A 21,587-nucleotide genomic window follows, 5' to 3' on the forward strand; every position below is an offset into this window, starting at 1 on the left:
CGACGTGTCCGACAGCGGAGAACGCTCCGAACAGGCGACCCAACAGCGGATGCGCGAGGTCCACGAGAAGGGCCAGGTCGGCCGCTCGCAGGACCTCGGCGCGTGGATCGGCATCGCCGTCGCGGCGCTCATGATCCCCGCCGCGATCGGCAACGCCGCCGCCGCCGGGCAGGACCAGCTGCTCGCCGTGCAGCGGGTCATCGAGGACCCAGAGATCGGTGCCGTGCGGGCACTGCTCGCGGACGCCCTCGGTTCGATGGGTGCGACCCTCGGCCCGATGCTCGCCGTGGTCGCGGTCGCCGTGCTGGCCGCCGCCGTCACCCAGGGCGGGGTGCACTTCCGGAAGATGACACCGCAGCCCGACCACTTCGATCCCGTGGCCGGACTGAAGCGCGTGTTCGGTACCCAGGCGCTCTGGAACGGCGCGAAGGCGCTGCTGAAGACCGCCGTCGTCGGGCTCGTCCTCTGGTTCGCGGTGCAGGGACTCATGCCGGTCCTGATGTCGAGCGGCTCGCTGCCGCTGTCGGCCGTGCTCGAGGCCGCCGCAGCCGGTTCGGGCACGCTGCTGCGCGCTGCGATCGTCGCCGGGCTCGTCCTCGCAGCACTCGACGTGTTCGTCGTCATCCGCCGCAACCGGAAGCGCACGATGATGACCAAGCGCGAGGTCAAGGACGAGAACAAGCGGAGCGACGGCGACCCCCTGGTGAAGTCGCAGCGCCGGTCCCGTCAGCTCGCGATGAGCCGCAACCGGATGATCCAGGCCATCGGCACCGCGGACGTCGTGATGACGAACCCGACCCACTACGCCGTCGCGATCAAGTACGAGCCGGGGAAGTCCGCGCCCCGGGTGGTCGCGAAGGGCGCCGGCCCGGTCGCCGACGTCATCCGTGCGCGTGCCGAGGAAGAGCGGGTGCCGATCGTCCGCGACGTCCCGCTCACCCGAGCGCTGCACGCCGCCTGCGAGCTCGGACACGAGATCCCCGTCGACCTGTACACCCCGGTGGCCCGCGTCCTGTCCTTCGTGATGGCACTCAAGGCCCGCGGCACCGCCGCCGGCACGCACGCACCGCCGCGGCCGACCACCCCGGACGAGGTCGCGAGCGTCATCGACCCGGCCACCCTGACCGGTGACCTCCGCCCCCGCAAGCTCCGCCCACCGCGCATCGCAGAGAACCAGACCGAAGGACTCCCCGCATGAACCGCAAGGACCTGCCGAAGCTCGTCGTCCCGGTGTTCATCGTCGGCATCATCCTGCTGCTGATCCTGCCGGTGCCGTCGTTCCTGCTCGACTTCCTGATCATCATCAACATCCTGCTGGCGCTGGTGATCCTGCTCACGACGCTGTTCGTGAAGAAGCCGCTCGACTTCTCGGTGTTCCCGTCGCTGCTGCTCGTCGCGACGCTGTTCCGACTCGGCCTCAACGTCGCGTCGACCCGGCTGGTGCTCGGCGAGGGCTTCGCCGGCGACGTCATCCAGGCGTTCGGCCACGTCGCCGTCTCCGGGTCGATCATCATCGGCGCGGTCATCTTCCTGATCCTCATCGTCATCCAGTTCGTCGTCGTGACGAAGGGCGCGGAACGCGTCGCCGAGGTCGGGGCACGGTTCACCCTCGACGCGATGCCGGGCAAGCAGATGGCGATCGACGCCGACCTCAACGCCGGGCTGATCACCGACCAGGAAGCCAAGGAGCGCCGCGCCGCCGTCTCCGCCGAGGCCGACTTCTACGGCGCGATGGACGGTGCGTCGAAGTTCGTCAAGGGCGACGCGATCGCCGGCATCCTCATCATCATCATCAACCTGGTCGGCGGCATCGCGATCGGCATGCTGCAGAACGGACTGTCCGCCACCGACGCCCTGTCGAAGTACGGCATCCTGACGATCGGCGACGGCCTGGTCACGCAGATCCCGGCGCTGCTCATGGCGGTCTCGACGGGCATGATCGTCACCCGTTCCGGCGCGGAGTCCGAGATGGGGTCCTCGGCCGCGACCCAGCTGTCGCAGTCGCGGAACGCCCTGATGATCGCCGGCGTCGCCGCGATCGCGATGGGCTTCATCCCCGGCATGCCGATCCTGCCCTTCCTGCTCGTCGGCGCCACCCTGCTGTTCACGGGCTGGCGCATCGGCCGGAACGCCGCCCGCGCCGAGGCTGACGCCGCCCAGCAGCAGGCGCTCGAGGCGGCGGCACCGACCGGTGACACCCCCGAGGACCTGCTCGAGCAGATGCGCGTCCACGCCCTCGAGATCCTGCTCGCCCCCGACCTGGTCGACATGGTGTCCGGCGCGTCCGACGACCTGCTCGGCCGCGTGCGGGCACTCCGCCGCAAGATCGCGATCGACATGGGCATCGTCGTCCCGCCGGTCCGGACCCGCGACTCGATCGACCTGCCGCCGTCGACCTACGCCATCCGCATCGCCGGTGTCGAGGCCGGTCGGGGCACCGCCCCCGCCCGCAGCGTCCTGGCGCTCGGCGACCACCTGGACGGCCTGCCCGGCACCTCGACCGTCGAGCCGGTGTTCGGTCTGACCGGCAAGTGGGTGCCCGCCGAACTCCGGCACGCCGCCGAGATGACCGGCGCGACCGTGATCGACCGTGTCTCCGTGCTCGTCACCCACCTGCAGGCCGTCATCGGCGACAACGCCGCACGCCTGCTCACCCGCGAGGACGTCAAGGTCCTGACCGAGGGCGTCAAGCAGGTCAACCCCGCGGCCGTCGAGGAACTCGTCCCCGGCATGCTCTCGATGGCCGAACTGCAGCGGGTGCTGCAGGGCCTGCTCGCCGAGCGCGTGCCGATCAACGACCTCGGCCGGATCTGCGAAGCCCTCACGCTCCGCGCCAAGGTGTCGACCGACCCCGAGGGGCTCGTCGAGTCCGCCCGCGCCGCCCTCGGACCGGCCCTCGCCGCCCGCCACACCGACGCCGGCACGCTGCGCGTCATCATGATCGACCCGATGCTCGAGCAGTCGATGCTCGAGGGGCTCCGGCCGTCCGAGCAGGGCAGCCAGATCGTCCTCGACGCCCACCGCATCGAGCAGGTCCTGGGCTCCGTCCGCGACGCCGTGCGCTCGGTGGAGGACCAGGGGCTCTCCGCCGTCCTGGTCTGCGCCCCGCAGCTCCGCCCGGCCGTGCACCGCATGGTCGCCGCCCAGTCGAACGGGCTCCCGGTGCTGTCGTACCAGGAGGCCACCGCCGCGGGCTCCACCATCGAGACCGTGGGAGTGGTCCGTGCCGCCGACCCGATTGCAGCGTAGCGGCGCCACGCTCGAGTCCCTCCGCGACGCGGTCCGGACCGAGTTCGGCGCGGGTGCACGGATCGTCGCGGCCGAACGCGTGACCACGCCGGGCTTCGGCGGGCTGTTCCGCAAGGCGCACGTCGAGGCCACCGTCGAGGTGCCGGAACCGGGGGACCAGCCCACCGCCCGGGTGGTCATCGCCGACTCGCCCGAGCAGCGCGTCGGCATCGCCGCGCTGCTCGCCGACGCCGAGGCGGCCGAGGCACGCATCGCCGGCACCGACGGCACCAGGGCGACGCGGGCCGACGCGTTCGCGTCGGTGCTCGACGGGTTCCAGGCGGACGGCATCACGACGAGCGCCCCGCGCCCGACGCGCGCCCCGTCCGAGCCGGACGTGCCCGCGGGGGTCGACCCGCGCCTCCAGGCCGCCGTCGACGCGGTCACCGAGACCCGGTCGGGAGGCCCGTCCCGCGTCCTCGACGCGCCCTCGCCGGCACCGGTGGCCCGGCCCACCGCACCGGCGGTGCGGTCCGCGGACGGCGACCTGGTGCTCCTGGTCGGGCGGCCGAACGACGTCGACGCGGCCGCCGGACTCTTCGCGGTGCGGCACGCGCTCCGGCCGACGGACGCCGCCGACCGCCGGGCAGCCATCTTGGCGCGGGCGGACGGCGTCCGTGACGGGCACGCCGTGCTCGCGGTCGCCGCGTGGGACGACCTCGCGACGAGCGACGGGCTGCAGGCCGACCAGGTGTGGGTCGTGGTCGACGTCGGGCGGAAGCCCGAGGACTCGGCCGCGATGGTGTCCGCGGTGGCGTCGCGGCTGCCCGTGGTCGGGGTGGTCGCGATCGGTGCGGGGGAGACCGCCACGCCCGGGTCGGCGGACCTGCTGGGGCTCCCCGTCGTGTCGCTAGGCTGAACGGGTGCTGGTACTCACGCGGAAGGTCGGCGAGCGGATCCTCGTCGGCGACGACATCGTCATCACGGTGCTCGACTCCCGGGGCGACGGCGTCCGGATCGGCATCGACGCCCCGCGCGGCGTGAAGATCCAGCGGGAAGAGGTCGTGCGTGCGGTCGCCGAGGCGAACGCCGAGGCCGCTGCCGCCGGCGACGACGCCGAGGCGCAGCTGCGCGCGGCGCTCGGGGCACGTGGCGGGGCTGCCGCGGACGGCCCGGCCTCGTCCGCGCCGTCCGACTCCGCGCCGACCGACTCCTAGTCGTCCGGAGCAGCCACGCCCGTCACGGGCGCGGCCGCTCCTCCGATACGGGCGCGGCTGCGCGTCCGTCACGGACGGGGCTTCTTCTCCTGCTCCGGCAGGCGGCCGGCCGCGGCCTCGGCGGCGAACCAGGCACGAGCCTCGTCCTGTCGGGCCTGCTCGGCGCCGAGCGCGATCGGCGCACGGACGTGGCCCGGCTCGTAGCCGAAGGTCTCGAGCAGCTGCGGCACGATCGGACGCACCCGGGCGACGAGCCGGTCGACGTACGCCGACACCGCACGGGCACGCTGCGCCGACAGCCGGCCGTGCAGCAGGTACCAGTCCAGGTGCTGCTCGAGCAGGCCGAGCGCGAACAGGTCCCGCAGCCAGACGAGCACGCGGCGGGTGTCGCCCTCGGTCACCTCGTCGAGCGCCTCGGTGAAGGCGTCCCACTGCATGAGTTCGGCGTGGGCCTTGGACGCCTCGATGAGCTCGTGCTGCGAGCGGTTGAGCAGTCTGGCCGCGCGGGCGCGGTCCTTGCCGGCCGACGCCAGGCGCATCCCGATCTCGGCGACCATGGTGTCGACCCGACCGGCGAGCAGTTCGCGCTGCGTCCGGGGGTCCTGCAGGTCGGCGACGCTCGCGGCCAGCGAGCCGCGGTCGGCCACGGTCTGGCCGAGCCGACGGATGCCCGACGCGTCGGCGAGCTTCGACGCGGCGACGGCCGCCACGAACTTCGCGGTGGACGCCGGGTCCTTCGGGGCCTTCGCGCGGAACTCGGTGAGCAGGCGCTTGCCGACGAGCTGCAGCAGCACGGTGTTGTCGCCCTCGAACGTCACGTAGACGTCGAGGTCGGCGCGGAGCCCGGTCAGACGGTTCTCGGCGAGGAACCCGGCACCGCCGCAGGCCTCACGGGCTTCCTGCAGGGTGTCGAGCGCCGACCAGGTCGACATCGACTTGAACGCGGCCGCCTGGGTCTCCAGGTCCTCGCGTCGCTCCGGGGTGTCCTTCCGCCCGCTGAAGACGTCGTCGAAGGTGCGCAGGAGCTTCTCGTGCGCGAACGACTGCGCGAACACCGTCGCCAGGCGCGGGATCAGACGACGCTGGTGTCGGCCGTAGTCGAGCAGGACGCCCTCGGTGCCGTCGCCGGTCGGGAACTGGCGGCGCTGCATCGCGTAGGTCAGGGCGATCTGCAGCGCGATCTTCTGCGCGACGACCGCGGCGCCGTCGAGCGACACCCGTCCCTGCACCAGGGTGCCGAGCATCGTGAAGAACCGGCGGCCGGGCGAGGCGATCGGTGACGAGTAGGTGCCGTCCGCGGCGACGTCGCCGTAGCGGTTCAGCAGGTTCGTGCGGGGGACACGAACGTGGTCGAACGCGAGCCGACCGTTGTCGATGCCGTTCAGGCCGCCCTTCGGCCCGTCGTCCTCACCGCTCACACCGGGCAGGAACGCCCCCTCAGCGTCGCGGAGCGGCACGTAGAACGCGTGCACGCCGTGGTCGACACCCGCGGTCACGAGCTTCGCGAACACGACGGCGGCGTGACCGTGCAGGGCCGCGTTGCCGATGTAGTCCTTCCACGCGCCACGGAACGGCGTGTGGATCTCGAACTCCTGGGTCGCGGGGTCGTACGTGGCCGTCGTCGCGATGCTCTGGACGTCCGAGCCGTGGCCGGTCTCGGTCATCGCGAAGCAGCCGGGGACCTCGAACGAGACGATGCCCGGCAGGAACTCACGGTGGTTCGCCTCGGTGCCCAGGTGGTGCACGGCGGAGCCGAACAGCCCCCACTGCACCCCGGCCTTGATCTGCATCGACGGGTCGGCGACGACGAGTTCCTCGAATGCCGCGATGTTGCCGCCGTGGTTGTCCTGGCCGCCGAACTCGGCGGGGTAGGGGCGCTGGATGGCACCGGCGTCGACCAGGGTGCGGAGCTGCTCGAGCACGCGTGCCCGGTGCTCGGGGATCGGCTGGCCCTCGATCTTCTGCATCGCGGGGTCGAGCGCCAGGCGGCGGGAGATCCGGCGGTCCTCGGCCCAGCGTCCGAGCAGGAGCTCCTGCACCAGTTCGACGTCGATGTGGACATCGGTGTCGGTGCCGGCGGTCGGGGTGCCCGCTGCCGGGTCGCCGGCGGCGTCGGCGTTCGGCGCGGCGTGCTGCGCGGCGTTCTTCGCGTCGACGTCCGGCGCGGTGTCGCTGCCGCTGGCGGGGGTGGTGCGCTGGGCGGGTGCGGTGTCGACCATGGGCGGAGTCCTCCTGAACTGCGGTGTCCGTGTTGCACCGTCCACGCTAGACACCCCTGCCGACAGTGGCGGGAACGCCGTGCGGGCCGCACAACCCCGTGTCGTCGGTGCCGTCACGGCGTCGTGGGAACCCTCCAAAGAGATGAGGCGTGTTCGACGATTGGGCGCGCCCGGCCGCCCGGGGGCAGACTTGCCGCCATGTCACGTACCACCCCCGCGGACCGCGAAGCCCGTCCCGGACGCACCTTCTTCGGGCAACCGTTCGAGCTGTCGACACCGTTCGCGGTGGAACTCTGGGAGCGGTTCTCGTTCTACGGGATGCAGGGCATCGTCCTCATTTACATGTACTACTCCCTGACGCAGGGCGGTCTGGGGATCGACAAGGGCATCGCCACCGGCATCATGGGTGCCTACGGCGGCGCGGTCTACCTGTTCACGATCATCGGGGCGTGGATCGCCGACCGGCTGATCGGCGCGGACCGCACGCTGTTCGGCAGCGCGATCGTCGTGATGCTCGGGCACATCGCCCTCGCGCTCATCCCCGGGGTGGCCGGGGTCGGGGTCGGCCTCGTCCTGATCGCGCTCGGCTCCGGCGGACTCAAGGCCACCGCCACCACGATCGTCGGCGGTCTGTACAGCCGCGAGGACCCCCGACGCGACGCCGGCTTCTCGCTCTACTACCTCGGCGTGAACCTCGGCGCGTTCTTCGGGCCGCTGCTCACCGGGCTGCTGCAGAGCTCGCTCGGCTTCCACTGGGGCTTCGGCCTGGCCGCGGTCGGCATGGCCGCCGGCCTGGTGCAGTACGCGATCCGGCGGAGGAAGCTGCCCGAGGTGGTCCGGCACGTCGCCAACCCCGTCGACCGTCGCCGGCTGCCCCTGATCGGTGCGGGCGTCATCGTCGCACTCGTCGTCATCGTCATCGCCGTGCTGACCGGCCTGCTGAACGTCGGCAACCTGCCCACCGTCGTCGTGGTCGTCGTCGTGCTGGCCACCATCGGGTACTTCGTCGTCATCCTGTCGAGCGGCATCACCCGCGACGAGCGGTCGCGCGTCTTCGCGTTCATCCCGCTGTTCATCGGCAGCGCCGTGTTCTGGTCGCTGTACCAGCAGCAGTTCACCGTCGTGACGGTCTACTCGGACCAGCGGCTCGACCGCTCCCTGTTCGGGTGGGAGATGCCGGTGTCGTGGGTGCAGTCCATCAACCCGATCTTCATCATCGTGCTGTCCGGCGTCTTCGCGGCCCTGTGGACCAAGCTCGGCGACCGCCAGCCGTCCACCCCGACGAAGTTCGCGCTCGGCACCGGGATCATGGGGCTCGCGTTCCTGCTGTTCCTGCCGTTCGTCGGCTCGGGCGAGAACGGCACGCCGCTGCTCGCACTCGTCGGCATCCTGCTGGTGTTCACCCTCGCCGAACTGCTGCTCTCGCCCGTCGGTCAGTCCGTCGCCACGAAGCTCGCGCCGCCGAAGTTCCAGACCCAGATGGTCGCGCTGTTCTTCCTGTCGGTGTCACTCGGCACCGCCGTCACCGGGGTGCTGTCCCGGTACTACGACCCGTCGAACGAGGCCCCGTACTTCACGATCCTCGGCCTGGTCGCCGTCGCGGTGGGCGTGGTCCTGCTGATCCTGGCCAAGCCGGTGCTGCGGCTCATGCGCGGCATCCGGTAACCTGAGCGGAGCCACACGCCGAAGCAACCAAGGAGTCACCACCCATGCTCGAACTCATCGCAGGGATCATCATCGGCGTCGGCGTCCTCGGCGGCGTCGGGTGCTGCATGGCCGTCGCAGCCATGATGAAGAGCGGCTCCGAAGAGTACTGAGTCCCTGACCCGGACTACTCGCCGCTGTCGGTCGTGACCGGCACCAGCTGACGACTCAGGACGGTCGCGCGCTCGAAGGGGCCGCGGCCGTCCTTCGTGTACACGGGCTCCTCGAACGCGACAATCCACGTGCGCTGTGTCCCGCCGATCTGACTCCCGCCGGGAGCCACGATCACCCCGATCGGCTCGTCGGCCCACTGCTCGCCACCCTTATCGGTATCGATGACCTGCACGAGGGCACCGATGCCGAGACCGGCAGCATCGTCGGGGCGGGGACTGGGGGAGCGGCGGCGTCCGAACACGCCATCACCGTAGCGTCGGGCGGTCAAGGAACGTCTGTGCGGCGCCTGCCGACACGCTGACGGCCCCGCTGCCGGGTGGTCAGGACACCCCGCCGTGCGGGCGCCGAGCGGTCGCAGACCGTCGGCGACAAGGCCTCCATCCGACGGTTTGTGACCAGCGCGCGAAGGTGAGCGGGGTGTTGCGACCTGCGGGACGACGGCCGGGAGGTGCGTGGCGGGCCCGCGCCGCGCCTCCCGTCGGTCGGCGGTCACCCCCCAGGACCCCCCGCCGGCATCTCGTCGGCCGGTCACGAAGTGTCGACAGCGGCGCCGCGAGGCGTCACTTCGTGACCAGCGCGCGAAGGTGAGCGGGGTGTTGCGACCGGCGGGACGACGGTCGGGAGGCGCGTGGCGGGCCCGCGCCGCGCCTCCGGGCCACTGTTGGGCGCGTCCAGAGCGCGGCCCGGGTGGTCAGGACACCCCGCCTGGAGCGCGTCGGCCGGTCACGAAGTGTCGGCTGCGGCGCCGCCAGGCGACGGTTCGTGACCACTCGGCCAACCTGAGCGGGGTGTTGCGACCAGCCCGCGACCACCCCGCGACCAGCCCGCGGCCACCCCGCGACCAGCCCGCGACCACCCCGCGACCACCCCCGCCCGCGTCAGACGGCTGCCGGCTCCACCCGGGCGATCTCGGTGATGGACGAGTGGCCCGTCTCGGGGTGCTTCCGCATCGACAGCAGCCGCTCCATCGACGGTTCGAGCGCCGTGACCTTGTCGAGCGGCGCGCTCACGACGAGCTGGAACCCGAGCCGGAGCCACGCGGTGACCGCACGGCCGGCGAACTCCGAGTCCGCCTTGATGAACGCCTCGTCGAGGAACACCGGCGCGAACCGGGGCCGGGGACGGGTCTCGTCACCGAGCTGGTAGCGCAGCGCGGCGCCGACGATGAACGCCACGAGCTCCTGCGTCTCACCACCGGACTTGTCACCGAGCGACGAGTACACGCCGAGGTCGTTGCCGTCGGTGTCGTACCGGACCGCCGTGATCTCCATGTGCCGCCGGACGTCGAGCACCGCGTCGCGCTGGGTGGTGCGGCCACGGGCGGCGTCCGGGTCGGGCCGGATGACGGCCATGAAGCGCCGGAGCCGTCGGAACCGGGTCTCGAGCACGTCGTCGGTCAGCTCGGTGTCGACCGAGGCGGACAGGGCGCGGAGCTCGCGGCGGAACGCGGTGACGTCCTCGCGGGTGACCCGGCGGATCTGGATCTTCAGGCGGTCCCGGTTCGCGCCGAACGGCAGCTCCCGCAGGATCTCGTTGACCGGCTCGAGGCGCTCCTCGATCTCGACGACGGCGCGGTCGAAGGCGCCGGCGAGCGGGACGAGGTCCTCGCCGCTCCACTGCGACAGGCGCCGACGCCATTCGCTCCGACGCGCGTGCAGGCCGGTCGCCACGATCTGTTCGAGGATCGCGTGGTAATCGGGGTACGACGCGACGCCGGTGCCGAGGTTCGGGTCGGGCCAGGCATCCTGGTACCGCTGGAACGTCAGCGTCAACGAGGTCGAGGCTGCCGCAGCGCCGTCGAGGGCCTGGGAGAGCCGCTCCTCGAGCCGACGCTTCAGCCGTCGCGTGGCGTCGTCGAACCCGTCGACGCCGTCCGGCGCACCGATCTCCTCGAAGGTCTCCTCGAGCAGGCGGGCCTGCTGGTCGTCCGGCAGCGAACCGGGCGAGGACTCGAAGCGCTCCAGGATCTCGGCGGCGGCGTCCTGGCCGTCGACGAGCACCGCGTGGCGCTCCTCGAGCCGCTGCACGGACAGCCGTGCGGCGGAGCGGCGGTCGGCAGCCTCGTCCAGCGACTTGCGCAGCCGGGCGACCGAGGCCCGGAGCGTCCGGAGGCCGTCGTCGGCGGCGAGCAGTGCCTGCCGTTCCTCGTCGAGCCGGGCGAGGGAGGCGCCCAACCCGTCGACGTCGATCGCGGCCCACGTGGCGTCGACCACGTGCTGGTGGGCGGCGCGGAGCACGTCGAGCGCGGTGAGGTCCTGTGCGACGTCGGTGCGGCGTGCCTCGAGCGTCGCGAGGTCCTCGGCGATCGAGGCGAGCTCCTGCTCGACCGCGGCGACACGGGCCTCGTTCGTGAACCCGATGACGTTCGACTGCCGGCGGTCACCGTGCGCGCCACGACGGCCGTCGCGCAGCTGCCCGGACTCGGTGACCCGGCGGCCACCACCGCCCAGGTCCGATGCCGAGGCGACACAGCGGGCATCGGTGCGGTCCGACTCGATCCGCTCGCGCACCCACGTGCTGAACGGCGACGGCTTGATCGCGAGCTTGCCGGAGACCATGGCCGGGTCGCCGTCGAGGTCCAGGTGCGGGCCGGTCGGCACACCCTCGAACTGCACGCGGACGGGCAGGCGGAGTGCGTCGATCGCCTCGCTGAAGTCGCCGAGGCGGTCCTGGTCGACGAGCAGCGTGCGGGCGACGGGCGCCAGGACGGACTCGATGGCCGTGCGCCAGCGCTCCTCGACGGGCAGCACGTCGAGCAGTTCCGCCACGAAGGGCAGCTCGGCCGGGTCGATGCCGGCGGCACGCGCCATCGCGAGCCGGGCCTCGTGCATCGGCAGCGGCATGGCGCCCTGCCGGTGCTCGAGCGACTGGCGCTCCTGGCGCAGGGACCGTTCGCGGTCGAGGAGCGGGTACTCCTCGCGCGTCAGGGCGTCGCGCCGCTCATCGAGCGCGGTGCGGGCGTCGGCGTACGACCCGAGGAACTCGTGCGAGCTGCGCTGCGCGGCAGTGAAGTCGGCCTCGGTCGCGACGGACGTGCCCAGCACGGCGGTCCGTTCGTCGAACGTCGCCCGGGTCCGGACGACCCCGTCGCGCTCCCGGGTGAGCCGCTCGATGCGGTCCTCGAGCTGGGCGAGCGCGTTGCCGCCCTGGTCGCGGAGTCGGGCCTCGGCGTCGCGCAGCTCGATCTCGACGGCGGCGTGCCGGGCTTCAGCCGCGGCCACCTCGGCGCGCGATGCCGTGCGCTCGCGAGCGTTGCGCGACACCTCGGCGTCGAGCAGGTCACGCTTCCGCGAGGCCGTCCAGTGCGCGAACGGCGACACCTCGGCACCGGTGGCGATGCCGTCCAGGGCCGCTGCGGCCTCGGTCGCGCGCGAGATCTCGTCGTGCAGGTCGGTGATGGGGGAGAGGATGCGGACCTTGCGCTCCTCGGTGTCCATCGCCTCGTACGCCTCGTCGAGGGCGGAGAAGTGCGCGAGCGCCCGGTCGGCCGCCTCGTACGTGCCGGGGGTCTCGAGCACGAGCGACTTGTACAGCGCGTCGACCGTCGGCAGGTGCTGGCCGGCCTGGATCCGCGCGAGCAGGCGCATCGCCCGGTTGCCGCCACCGGAGTCACCGATGCCGAGCCGCGTCTGCAGCGTGTACGCGAGCTCCTGGTAGGTGTCGCGGATGACGAGCCCCGGCACGCGGCCGGTCAGCTCGAGGTGGTGGAACCGCGACGGCACGAACTCCTCGAGCCGGCGCAGGTCGAAGGTGTCGTCGACCGTCGCCATGGTCATCTGGATGTCACCGACCCCGCGGGCACGCTTCGGCACGATGTACGCGCGCAGCACCGTGAAGCGTCGCTCGTCGTCGTTCCGGAACGTGACCGCCGCCGCGCCCCACGTGGTCTGGTCGTCGCCGCGCAGGTTCACGTCGCGCAGGCTGCCGGTCTCCGGGTCGCGCCGGGTGTCGACCTTGCCGCGCAGGTACGTGAGCAGGTTGCGCTGGTCGGCGCTGCGGGCGCGGCCGGTGGTGGCGTCGTTCGAGGCGCCGTTGAACGGCACGTCGGACGGCATCATCACGGCCAGGTAGGCGTCCATCAGCGTGGACTTGCCGGTGCCCGAGGCACCGGAGATGAGCGTCGCCGTGCCGGACAGTTCGACCTGCCGGTGGCCGTGGAACCCACCCCAGTTGACGACCTGCATCGACTCGGCGCGCCACTGCGCGACCGTGTCGAAGAGCGCCGGGATCTCGAACGTGTCGGTCACGCTTCCGTCTCGCCTTCGTCGTCGGTGTCGGTCTCGGCTTCGCCGTCTGCCGGGAGGCCCGGGTCGTCCCCGTCGGTCGGCTCGCCGCCCGGGGCGGTCGCCTCGTCCTGTGCGGTGGTGGTCCGCAACCAGGCGTCCAGTTCGAGCAAGCGCTCCAGGGGGAGCAGCACCTCGACGACGCTCGCCACCCGGAAGCGGTCCGGGTCTGACGTGCGGATCAGGATGCGCGCCGTCACGAGGCGCTCGATCGCCTTCGCGACCCGGCCCTCGTCGCGGGTGCGGTCCGTCGCGGTCGCCGGACGGAAGCCCGCCACGTGCCCGAGGATCTCGGAGCGGTCGACGACGACCTGGTCCGGGCCCGGTCGGGCGTCGGCGCGCAGACGCATCCGCAGGTAGACGAGGACGATCGTCTCCTCGCGGGTGTACGGCAGGTCGCGGAGCAGGGTCGGGAACGTGCGGCGCTGGCTCTCCGACCGGGCCTGGCGCTTCCAGGCGACCTCGCGGTCACGGTCGACGTGCAGCTCGAGGAACAGGTCGTTCAGGCGCGACCGCAGCTGGTACTCGGCGTCGAGCACGGCACGCCACTCGTCGGGGTGCGTGCGGGAGCTGACGTACGAGTGCCGGAGCAGCGCCACCAGGGCGCGCCGCTGGTGCTCGTCGAGCCGGCCCTCGTCGCCCTCGAAGAGGGCGAAGCTGGACTCGTCACGCTCGTCGTCCTGCATCACGGATGCGGGGTCATCGTAGGGGACCGTGTCGTCGACCGGTGCCGGCGTCGTGTCGCTCACCGTGCCTCCTGTGCGTTCTCGTCGTGTGCGTCGCCGACCGGAGTGCGCTCGTCGTCGAGCGCAGCGGTGGGCATCTGGAAGGTGATCGCGGTGCCGTCGGGACGCACCGTCCGGTGCTCGGCGACGTGGGCGGCCGACTCGAAGTCCTCGTGCCCCGTCAGCAGGTGCGCGAGGCCGAACAGCTCGACCGGCCGGCGCTGCTCGGGTGGCAGCCCGTGGAACGCGTCGACGCTGGAGTCGGCCTCGGCGAAGCGCAGCGCAGCGCGCAGCTCGGTCAGCAGCGGCCCGCCGTGCTTGCGGAGCATCTCGACGTCGAGGTCCTCGAAGACGTCGTCGTCGGGCTCCTCGATCGGCGGCGGTACGGACTCGGCGTCCGGGTCGTAGAAGCGCTCGCGCAGCGTGCCGACCTCGGCCGCCGCCGGCAGGAGCGGCAGCGGGATCCGGTCACGCGCGCCGCCCTGGTCCATCAGGGTGGCGAGGCCGCGGTTGATCGAGCGGAGCACGGCGTCGAGTTCGCGGTCGCGCACCACGTCGTGGGCGACGATCTGGTCGCGGAGCGTGGCGGTGAGCTGACGGCGCTGGGCGAGCACGTCCTCGATGCCCTGGCGCAGGATCGTCACGGTGTTGCGGAAGGCCCGACGCTCGCTAGCTCCGAGGCCCTGCGCGAACGGGTGCGCCAGGATCGTCGCGATGTCGTCCCGGAGCCGCAGGAGCAGGGCATCGTCGCGCAGGAGCTCGAAGGCACCCTCGAAGGCACGGCCCTCGGGTGTTGCCTCCATCAGGTTGTCGGTGCGGGCCAGGTAGTCGTCGAGGATCTCGCCGATCGGGCGGACCTCTTGCCGGAAGTCCTCGACGATCGAGCGGTGCATCGTCGCGACCGCCTCTTCCACGCGCTTGAAGTCGCTCGGGAGCTGCCGGATCAGGTCGGAGATGTTGGTGTACCCGTCGCGCATCCGGTCGTCGTCCACCGCCACGACGTCGTCACCGTGCTCCAGGCGTGCACGCTCGGACTGCAGCTCGGCGATCTGGGCGTCGATCCGGCGGATCTGCACGTCGGGGTCCGGCTCGGCACGGGCCGCCCACCGGTGCACCGCGTCGACGATCATCGCCAGCCGGCTCTCGCTGATCAGGGCGCGGTCGGCCGACAGGGCGTCGACGAGGCTCAGCGCTTCGAGCGCGTGGCTCGTCAGGGAGTACTGCTCGTCGCCGTCGGGGGAGTTCGAGCGGACGAGCCACTGGGCGCCGACCCACTCGCGGCACAGGGCGCGGCCGTTCGGGCGGGCCTCCTGCTCACCCTCGGACTGTTCGGTGTCGGCTTGTCTACTGGCCGTCGGCACCGCCTGGTCGCTGGCGGGCACGCGGGCACCCGCTGCCTGCAGGCGCGCGACGTGCTCCTCGACCTGCAGGTGCATGCGGTCGGCGGGGACGTACTGCACGTCGCGGTCGAAGACCGTGCGGAACACGGCGAGGACCGTGGCGCTGGTCGGCCGGGACATGAGCCGCAGGGTCGGACGGTCGAGGACCGCTCGGACCCGGGCGAACTCGAGGTCGACGTCGGTCATGCGCCCCTTCGTCCGATCGTGCTGGTGGTCTGGCCCGCGTGCTGCGGCCTGATGAGATGACAAGAGCCCGACGCTGCTGCGTCGGGCTCTTGTCAGTGGTGTTCGTGTTGCTGTGTGGGCGATACCAGACTCGAACTGATGACCTCTTCGGTGTGAACGAAGCGCGCTACCAACTGCGCCAATCGCCCCCTGCACTGTTCGTGCGGATCGATACTAGCGGAAGTCCGGCGACGCATCGAACACATCGCGCGGCCCGGGTGTGGCGCGCTGTCCGCAGGGGGTGCCGAACCGCCCCGATCCGCATGAACTCGGGGGACACGCCCGGTGAACGGGAAGGATTTTGGTGGAAGTGCCCCGGTGCGTATAGAGTTTACGTCGTCGCCGCGACAGCGGAACGACAAGTGCGGATGTGGCGCAGTGGTAGCGCATCACCTTGCCAAGGTGAGGGTCGCGAGTTCGAATCTCGTCATCCGCTCGAGTGTGGGTCTTCTCGAAGGCCCGCGACTCACCAGAGGGTATCCCACCGTTCGGGTACTCACGGAGACGTGAACCTCGATGGTGGGGTGGCCGAGAGGCTAGGCAGCGGCCTGCAAAGCCGTCCACGCGGGTTCGAATCCCGTCCCCACCTCCAGATCCACCCTCCAAGACCTTGATGGACTCCGGTCCACGCAGGGACTTGGGCGATTGGCGCAGCGGTAGCGCGCTTCCCTGACACGGAAGAGGTCACTGGTTCGATCCCAGTATCGCCCACCACCACGAAGCCCCCGGCAGGACCACCAGGTCCGGTCGGGGGCTTTCGTCGTTCCAAGGGTGGCCGGATGGGCCGGTCCGCGGACCCGGCACGGATCCAGCGACGGCGACCCCGTCGGCTGTCTTCGCTGCATCGGTCCGACTCGAGCTGTTGTGCTCGTGTCGGCCCGTTGCTCCCCGACATCTGACCAGCGACTGCGTGGGTGGAGCGCTCGAGTGGGGTGGGCAGGCGACCACCGGCATGGCGGTAGCGTGGAGGGACAGCACTCTCGGGGGAGCAGCATGAGCACGTACCGTCCACACCGACACCGTCCGTCCGCGGGTGTCCTCACCGGTGCAGACGCCGCCGCATTGTTCGTCGGCGTGGCAGTCTCCGCCGTCGTCTCGCGTCACACGCTCGGTCCCCGCCGTTGACAGCGGATCTGCCGCCGGACGTCATCATCGACACCAGCGCTGCTGCTGCGGTGCGCACCCCGCCGGGCCTGCGGGTGTTCGGCGCCGTGTACACACTCGTGTACACCTTCGGCGTCATCGCCTACATCGCCCTCTCCGTGTACTACGACGCGTTCGACTACCGCAGTCAGAGCGAGTCGTCCCTCCTCGCGGCCGTGTGGGTACTCCCGTTCCCCATCGTCGCGCACCTGCTCCATTTCGTCCTGTACCGGAGCGGCCGCCAGCGCCGGCAGGCGATCGCTCGGCGAACCGCAACCCGGATCGTCTCCGAGGCAACTGGCGCCGGGTACCCACTCCTGGACGCCTGGCAGGTCGAGCGGATGCTCCTGGCGGAGGACAACGGCCCTGCCCCGTACACCGGGACAGGGAAGGAGCCCTACCAGTCCCTCCTGCGATGGGACCTCCCCACCGACGACCCGTCCTTCGTCGTCGCCGCCATCCGCAGCGGCACGCCGGAGAGCATCCGCCTCAGCGCCGCGTCGTCGTCGACCCGGAGCCACGACGCTGTCGCAGTACGTCGAACCCGAGCCGGTGTTCGGCTCCTCGGCGCGTACCGGTCGGACCTCACCGCACAGTTGGTGTCCTCACGACTCGGCGGGCAGCCCAGCGTTCCCGACGGCTTCGACTGGCCGACGTGCGCTGAACACCACGAGCCGATGCAGTTCACCGCGCAGCTCGAGCACGACGGCAGCCTCATCCTCGTCTTCATCTGCCAGGCAGACCCGGGCTCCTGCCCGTCCTGGGACCCGGACGCCGGGTGCAACGCTGCCATCGTCGTCGGTGGACGCGACCTGCACCCGGCCGGACGACCGGCATCACCGTCCGGCACCGCCGTGATGGCCGGTGAACCGTGGCTCCTCGGCGTGCACCAGGCAGCCGCGGACGACTACTCCGACGCGTTGGCCGAGGCGCGCGCCGACGGTGTCACCGTCGCCGGCCAGTGGGGCGGGAGACCGGCGTGGATCCAGAACGACGAGACTCCGGACGGATACCGGTTCGTCGCGATGCTCGACGAGGACCCCCTCGGCTCGAACTTCGGCGGCGGATCCGCGTACGTCTTCGCCGACGGCCACGGTCACGCGAAGGTCCTCACGCAGACGTAGACCGCGAACCGCAAGATTCCGCTCCGGTCGACCGTCTCGAGCCAGCGGCACCGGCCTGCCGGTGCAGGACCTCGAGCTGCTGCACCACACTCCCGGACCGGTCCGCGTCCCGGCGGCGCGACACCAGCGCCGCATAGGATCCGTCCGTGGGGATCTTCGACAAGTGGCGGCGGCGGAAGCCGGACGACAGCATCGACCAGACCGACTCCGACATCCTCGACGAGGTCGAACCCGACGAGCAGATGATCGACGAAACGGTCACCGAGCAGATGCTGCCCGGGTTCCGCCGCTTCGACGACGTCGTCGAGACAGTCGTCGAATGGTACGAGGACGACGTACCGGACGTCGACGAGCTCCGCCGCACCGTCCTCGCGCGCACCCGGCTCATCTGGGATGCACGCCGGCAGGAGGAGGCAACCTGGGACTGGCGCAGCAGCCAGTACGACCGTCTCCAGTTCGCCTTCGCGGAGCTCGCCCGTGACGGCTTCGTCACCGGGATGAACCTCGGCGTCGACCAGAGCGACGGGTTCCTGGAAGCGCGTGACCGGCGAACACCGGACCAGACAGCGCCCGACGGACAGCGAGAGTGGGCGTACGTGTTCTTCCATGAGCAGGACACGGACGGGCTCGCCCTGGAACGGTGCGTTCTGCGCCTCGCGTACGGGTCGTTCCGCCCAGCGCCTGACATCGACCCCGACCTGGTCGCGAAGTCGATGCTCTCCACCCGCGGTGAAGCAGCCGTCAACGAACGCTCCCAGCTCACCGCAGGGGAACGGGTCGCCAGCGTCCTCACCGACCGAGGAATCGACATCGACTGGGACGGCACCCCCAGCAAGCGCATCGGCGTCGTCATCGACCATTGGCGGAAACCGCTGCCGTTCACCGACCTGGACGAAGCCCGCGCGGTGGTCGCCGACGAACGCCTGCGGGTCCTCTGGCCCGGCGAGCGGGGAACCGCCGACGCGACAGCGCTTGACGAAGAGGGTGACCGCTGGCACGTCTGGGCAACCGACGAGAAAGCCGGCGCCTGGTCCGACGGCTCCTGGCACGACGACGTCGGCGACGCACTCGACCGGTTCATCAGCACCGCCCGGTCGACCCAGCGACGTCCGCTGCGCTAGCTTCGGCGAGCTCGACCAGCAGCACGCCCCCACATCGCAGCAACGCTGACGAGGACGACTGCTCCAGCAACGGTTGCCCACAGCATGCTGTCGGAGAACATGCCGACGATGAGCCACGTCACGACTGCGAACGTCACCGCGATCGCCACCATCCAGTGCCACGGCCACACGTTCGCCTGCGCTCGGGCCTTCCGAGCTGCGGCCGAGGCCGCGACCTGCCAGAGGTCCTCACCATGGATTCCGTAGCGGCCGGCCCACTGCCGCTCGTTGATCCACGAAGGTCTCGGCACCCGAGGCGTCTCCGCCTGACGGTCGACGCGCGCCTCCTGCGGAGCCGATGGTGCCGCCCGGCTCGGAGCCGGCAACGGCGCCGGTTCGTCACGCGGCAACGAAGACCCGCCGTACATCCATTCACCACCGAGCAGGAACGACCGGCCTGGCTCGTCTGCTGTCGCTGCCCGGTGGAAGTCGGACACCCGACCCTCAGCGGTCCGTCGAGGGTCGTCCCATTGGTCCACGTCAGCGAGGACGTCGGCGACGTACCGGCTGAGTTCCGTTTCATCGCCCCACGACGCCGTGACCAGCTCGTCGAGCCGCAGTCGGATGACGGGGTTCGTCGTCCGCTCCGCCACCGAGGTGACATCCGAGAGGAACCGGTTCGCGGGCTCAGCGAACTCCGGCCACACGGCGACCACCGCTGGCAGCCGCGTTCGGAACGCCTCAGCAGCGGTGGGCCAGGGCACGACGACATCGGTGAGGCCCGGGCTCTCGTCTTCACCAGCTGCAAGCGCTGCGAGGAGCCGGCCAGCGTGCGCTGCAAACCAGGGTTCGGGAACGAGCCCCATCCACAGGAACGGCAGGAGCCACTGCACTTCCCACTCACCGGCGACCGCATCCAGGTCGACCTCGCCGGCGCGGACAGCCGGATCGGCGCCCACCATCGGCGACGAAGCGGCCAGCACGTTCAGCGTCACGGAGTTCCCCACGAACCGACCCTATCGACCGGTCGGACGTGGCCGTCGCCACCTCAGACGAACTCGAGTACATCCCCCGGCACCGGCGCCGACACCCCTCTTTCCCGTTGACAGTCCCGACGGGCGCTGGTCGTGGTCCGGCTAGGCCCCGGCGTCGTCGACGACGTCCGCTGCTGTCGGCTCTGCCGTCGTCCTGGTGCGGTCGAGCCGCCACCGTGCGATCGCCGCGGCGATGCCGGCGGCTACGGACGCGATGAGCGGCCACGTCGAGAGGTCGTCCCCATCGTTCATGACGAGGAAGAGCGCGAGGCAGGCTGCCGCGAGCGCGCCGGCGAGCAGGGAGTGTGCGATGGCATGGACGAGGCGGCTCCGGACTCGCATCAGGGCTCGGCCGAGTCCGTGGGAGAAGGGGATGGAGGCGATGCCGCCGATGGCTGCTCCGATGCCGGTGAAGATGAGCGAGGCCGGCACGAAGAGGGAGAGGGCGATGGGGTTCCACCACGCGACGGCGATGACGGTGGCGACCGGCGCGGTGAGGAGCGTCATCCACAACCAGCTCTTGACGATGAGCTCGGTGGTCTCTGCGGAAGTCCACTGTTTCATGCCACCCATCATGCGTCGCGGTCGCTGACGATTCGTCAACGTCATGTCGATCGAGGCCGAACAGTGAGGGTTTCGACACGCTTGATCCGAGGCTGCGCCACCCCGTGGACACCGCAGACACACCGGCAAAGGGATGGCCGATCGTGGACGAGGCAGAGCGTCACGCAGTCACGAGGAATGATCGTGAGCGTTGGCGGTCCGGCCCGTGGTCGGCCAAGGTGAGCACGTGACCGCCCCGTCGACGACCACTGCCCCTCGGCTCGCGCCGCTGTACGCCGCAGGGTTCGTGACCGCCTTCGGGGCGAACAGCATCGCCGCAGCGGTCGGCGGCGAGCACCTCGAACTCGGCCTGACGCTCGCGTGGCTCGGGCTCTTCCTGGCGCTCTACGACGTCGCCGAACTCGTCCTCAAGCCGGTCTTCGGCGCACTGTCCGACCGCATCGGGCCGCGACCGGTGATCGTTGGCGGACTCGTCGTGTTCGCAGCGGCCTCACTCATCGGCGTCTTCGGGACCGGACCGTTCTGGCTCCGCCTCGCGCGTCTGCTGCAGGGTGCCGGCGCCTCCGCGTTCTCGCCGGCATCGTCCGCCGCGGTCGCCCGTCTCGTGCCGGCGAACCGTCGGGGGACGTACTTCGGTCGGTACGGCTCGTGGAAGGGTCTCGGCTACGCCGGGGGACCGGTCATCGGTGCACTCGTGGTGCAGTTCGGCAGCACGCAGTGGCTCTTCGGGATCCTCGTCGTGATGGCCCTGGTGACCGCGGTGGCGGTGTTCGTCGCCGTCGAGCCGATCGTGCCCCTGCCCCGGCAGCGGGCCACGCTCGCCGTGATGGTCCGAGCGGCCACGGACCGCCAGTTCCTGATCCCGGTCGTCGTGCTGGCCGTCGGCAGCGCTGCGATCGGCGCGCTGACCGGGATGCTCCCGGCGCTCGGCACCGATGTCGGCATCCCGCTCCTGGTTTCGACGCTCGCGGTCGCCGTCCTCGCGGTCGCCGTCCTCGCCGTGACGTCGTCGCTCGTGCAGCCCGTCGCCGGTCGACTGCACGACGCCGGGGGCCTCGGTACCGGGGTCGCGGGTGTGGCCGGGACGGCCGCGGTTGCCGCGGCCTTCCTGGTGGTCGCCGTGGCACCCTCGGTGGTGGCCGTCTTCATCGCGGCCCTGCTCGCCGGGGCCGGTGTCGCCACGCTGACGCCCGTTGCGTTCGCGCACCTCGCCGGGACGACTCCGCCGGATCGGTTCGGTCGCACCATGGGCTCCGCGGAGCTCGGGCGCGAGACCGGGGACGCCGTCGGACCGCTCGTCGTCGGTGGTGTCGGCAGCGCGATCGGGCTGCCGTTCGGGTTCGCGGCCTTCGCGGTGGTGGCGCTGGTCGGGACGCTCGTGGCATCGCGGTTGCCGTCGAAGACCGACTCGGCACAGGACGCGTAGGGATCGACGAACCCCATCGGG

Annotated in this window: 15 protein-coding genes and 4 tRNA genes; 11 read left to right on the plus strand and 8 right to left on the minus strand. The window is 71.3% G+C overall.

Features of this window, described 5'->3' with window-relative positions:
- The first annotated feature begins 4 nt into the window (after positions 1-4).
- The 4 genes from MXD64_RS08770 to csrA are packed head-to-tail and all read left to right on the plus strand — an operon-like array spanning position 5 to position 4,445.
- On the plus strand, positions 5-1,198 hold the full coding sequence (locus MXD64_RS08770) for an EscU/YscU/HrcU family type III secretion system export apparatus switch protein (protein ID WP_017887431.1): 1,194 nt from the start codon (positions 5-7) through the stop codon (positions 1,196-1,198).
- Positions 1,195-3,249 carry a flagellar biosynthesis protein FlhA gene (locus MXD64_RS08775; RefSeq protein ID WP_214532420.1) on the plus strand — a complete coding sequence of 685 codons (2,055 nt, stop codon included), beginning with the start codon at positions 1,195-1,197 and terminating at the stop codon, positions 3,247-3,249. The genes MXD64_RS08770 and MXD64_RS08775 overlap by 4 nt, the downstream gene beginning before the upstream one ends.
- A complete protein-coding gene (locus tag MXD64_RS08780; RefSeq protein ID WP_263137429.1) occupies positions 3,239-4,147 on the plus strand; it encodes a hypothetical protein in 909 nt (302 codons plus the stop codon). The genes MXD64_RS08775 and MXD64_RS08780 overlap by 11 nt, the downstream gene beginning before the upstream one ends.
- 4 nt (positions 4,148-4,151) lie before the next feature.
- Entirely contained in the window at positions 4,152-4,445 is a 294-nt protein-coding gene (gene csrA, locus MXD64_RS08785; protein ID WP_056068561.1) for a carbon storage regulator CsrA, read from the plus strand.
- Positions 4,446-4,513: 68 nt separating this feature from the next.
- On the opposite strand, the gene MXD64_RS08790 is transcribed toward csrA, so the two are convergent.
- Positions 4,514-6,664 carry an acyl-CoA dehydrogenase family protein gene (locus tag MXD64_RS08790; RefSeq protein ID WP_017887428.1) on the minus strand — a complete coding sequence of 717 codons (2,151 nt, stop codon included), beginning with the start codon at positions 6,662-6,664 and terminating at the stop codon, positions 4,514-4,516.
- Between the two features lie 198 nt (positions 6,665-6,862).
- Here MXD64_RS08790 and MXD64_RS08795 point away from each other — a divergent pair, with 198 nt between their 5' ends.
- Positions 6,863-8,329, plus strand: a complete 1,467-nt coding sequence (locus MXD64_RS08795; protein ID WP_017887427.1) for a peptide MFS transporter — start codon at positions 6,863-6,865, stop codon at positions 8,327-8,329.
- A 166-nt stretch (positions 8,330-8,495) separates the two neighbouring features.
- On the opposite strand, the gene MXD64_RS08800 is transcribed toward MXD64_RS08795, so the two are convergent.
- The 5 genes from MXD64_RS08800 to MXD64_RS08820 form a co-directional block, all read right to left on the minus strand.
- Positions 8,496-8,783: a hypothetical protein gene (locus MXD64_RS08800; RefSeq protein ID WP_263137430.1), complete on the minus strand. Its 288-nt coding sequence runs from the start codon at positions 8,781-8,783 to the stop codon at positions 8,496-8,498.
- Between the two features lie 637 nt (positions 8,784-9,420).
- Positions 9,421-12,789, minus strand: coding sequence for an ATP-binding protein (locus MXD64_RS08805; RefSeq protein WP_263137431.1), 3,369 nt, complete (start codon positions 12,787-12,789; stop codon positions 9,421-9,423).
- Positions 12,786-13,574: a DUF4194 domain-containing protein gene (locus tag MXD64_RS08810; protein ID WP_017887423.1), complete on the minus strand. Its 789-nt coding sequence runs from the start codon at positions 13,572-13,574 to the stop codon at positions 12,786-12,788. Before MXD64_RS08810 ends, MXD64_RS08805 begins: the two co-directional genes overlap by 4 nt.
- Positions 13,571-15,136 (minus strand): DUF3375 domain-containing protein, encoded by a 1,566-nt coding sequence (locus MXD64_RS08815; RefSeq protein ID WP_259552503.1) that lies wholly within the window; start codon positions 15,134-15,136, stop codon positions 13,571-13,573. Before MXD64_RS08815 ends, MXD64_RS08810 begins: the two co-directional genes overlap by 4 nt.
- A gap of 115 nt (positions 15,137-15,251) precedes the next feature.
- A tRNA-Val gene (locus MXD64_RS08820) sits at positions 15,252-15,324 on the minus strand.
- 215 nt (positions 15,325-15,539) lie between these two features.
- On the opposite strand from MXD64_RS08820, the gene MXD64_RS08825 reads away from it, so the two are divergent.
- From MXD64_RS08825 to MXD64_RS08845, 5 genes are all read left to right on the plus strand, one after another.
- Positions 15,540-15,611 (plus strand) — tRNA-Gly (locus tag MXD64_RS08825).
- A gap of 82 nt (positions 15,612-15,693) precedes the next feature.
- Positions 15,694-15,767: transfer RNA gene (locus MXD64_RS08830), tRNA-Cys, on the plus strand.
- A 47-nt stretch (positions 15,768-15,814) separates the two neighbouring features.
- Positions 15,815-15,889 (plus strand) — tRNA-Val (locus MXD64_RS08835).
- A gap of 407 nt (positions 15,890-16,296) precedes the next feature.
- On the plus strand, positions 16,297-17,442 hold the full coding sequence (locus MXD64_RS08840) for a YwqG family protein (protein WP_263137432.1): 1,146 nt from the start codon (positions 16,297-16,299) through the stop codon (positions 17,440-17,442).
- A gap of 146 nt (positions 17,443-17,588) precedes the next feature.
- Positions 17,589-18,563: a DUF6891 domain-containing protein gene (locus MXD64_RS08845; protein WP_259495808.1), complete on the plus strand. Its 975-nt coding sequence runs from the start codon at positions 17,589-17,591 to the stop codon at positions 18,561-18,563.
- Here MXD64_RS08845 and MXD64_RS08850 read toward each other — a convergent pair.
- Positions 18,560-19,549 carry a hypothetical protein gene (locus tag MXD64_RS08850; protein WP_263137433.1) on the minus strand — a complete coding sequence of 330 codons (990 nt, stop codon included), beginning with the start codon at positions 19,547-19,549 and terminating at the stop codon, positions 18,560-18,562. The two genes, MXD64_RS08845 and MXD64_RS08850, sit on opposite strands and share 4 nt — an antisense overlap.
- 129 nt (positions 19,550-19,678) lie before the next feature.
- The gene (locus MXD64_RS08855) at positions 19,679-20,140 is read right to left on the minus strand and encodes a hypothetical protein (RefSeq protein ID WP_152427273.1); all 462 of its coding nucleotides are present in this window, start codon (positions 20,138-20,140) and stop codon (positions 19,679-19,681) included.
- Between the two features lie 226 nt (positions 20,141-20,366).
- On the opposite strand from MXD64_RS08855, the gene MXD64_RS08860 reads away from it, so the two are divergent.
- Positions 20,367-21,566 (plus strand): MFS transporter, encoded by a 1,200-nt coding sequence (locus tag MXD64_RS08860; RefSeq protein ID WP_259495803.1) that lies wholly within the window; start codon positions 20,367-20,369, stop codon positions 21,564-21,566.
- Positions 21,567-21,587 lie beyond the last annotated feature (21 nt).

The sequence above is a fragment of the Curtobacterium sp. Arg-1 genome, assembly GCF_025643395.1.
Lineage (GTDB): Bacteria > Actinomycetota > Actinomycetes > Actinomycetales > Microbacteriaceae > Curtobacterium > Curtobacterium poinsettiae.

Coding starts and splice junctions, on each gene's coding strand:
- MXD64_RS08790 (WP_017887428.1), bottom strand. CDS start 6,664: ATGGTCGACACCGCACCCGCCCAGCGCACCACCCCCGCCAGCGGCAGC.
- MXD64_RS08795 (WP_017887427.1), top strand. CDS start 6,863: ATGTCACGTACCACCCCCGCGGACCGCGAAGCCCGTCCCGGACGCACC.
- MXD64_RS08815 (WP_259552503.1), bottom strand. CDS start 15,136: ATGACCGACGTCGACCTCGAGTTCGCCCGGGTCCGAGCGGTCCTCGAC.
- MXD64_RS08855 (WP_152427273.1), bottom strand. CDS start 20,140: ATGAAACAGTGGACTTCCGCAGAGACCACCGAGCTCATCGTCAAGAGC.
- MXD64_RS08775 (WP_214532420.1), top strand. CDS start 1,195: ATGAACCGCAAGGACCTGCCGAAGCTCGTCGTCCCGGTGTTCATCGTC.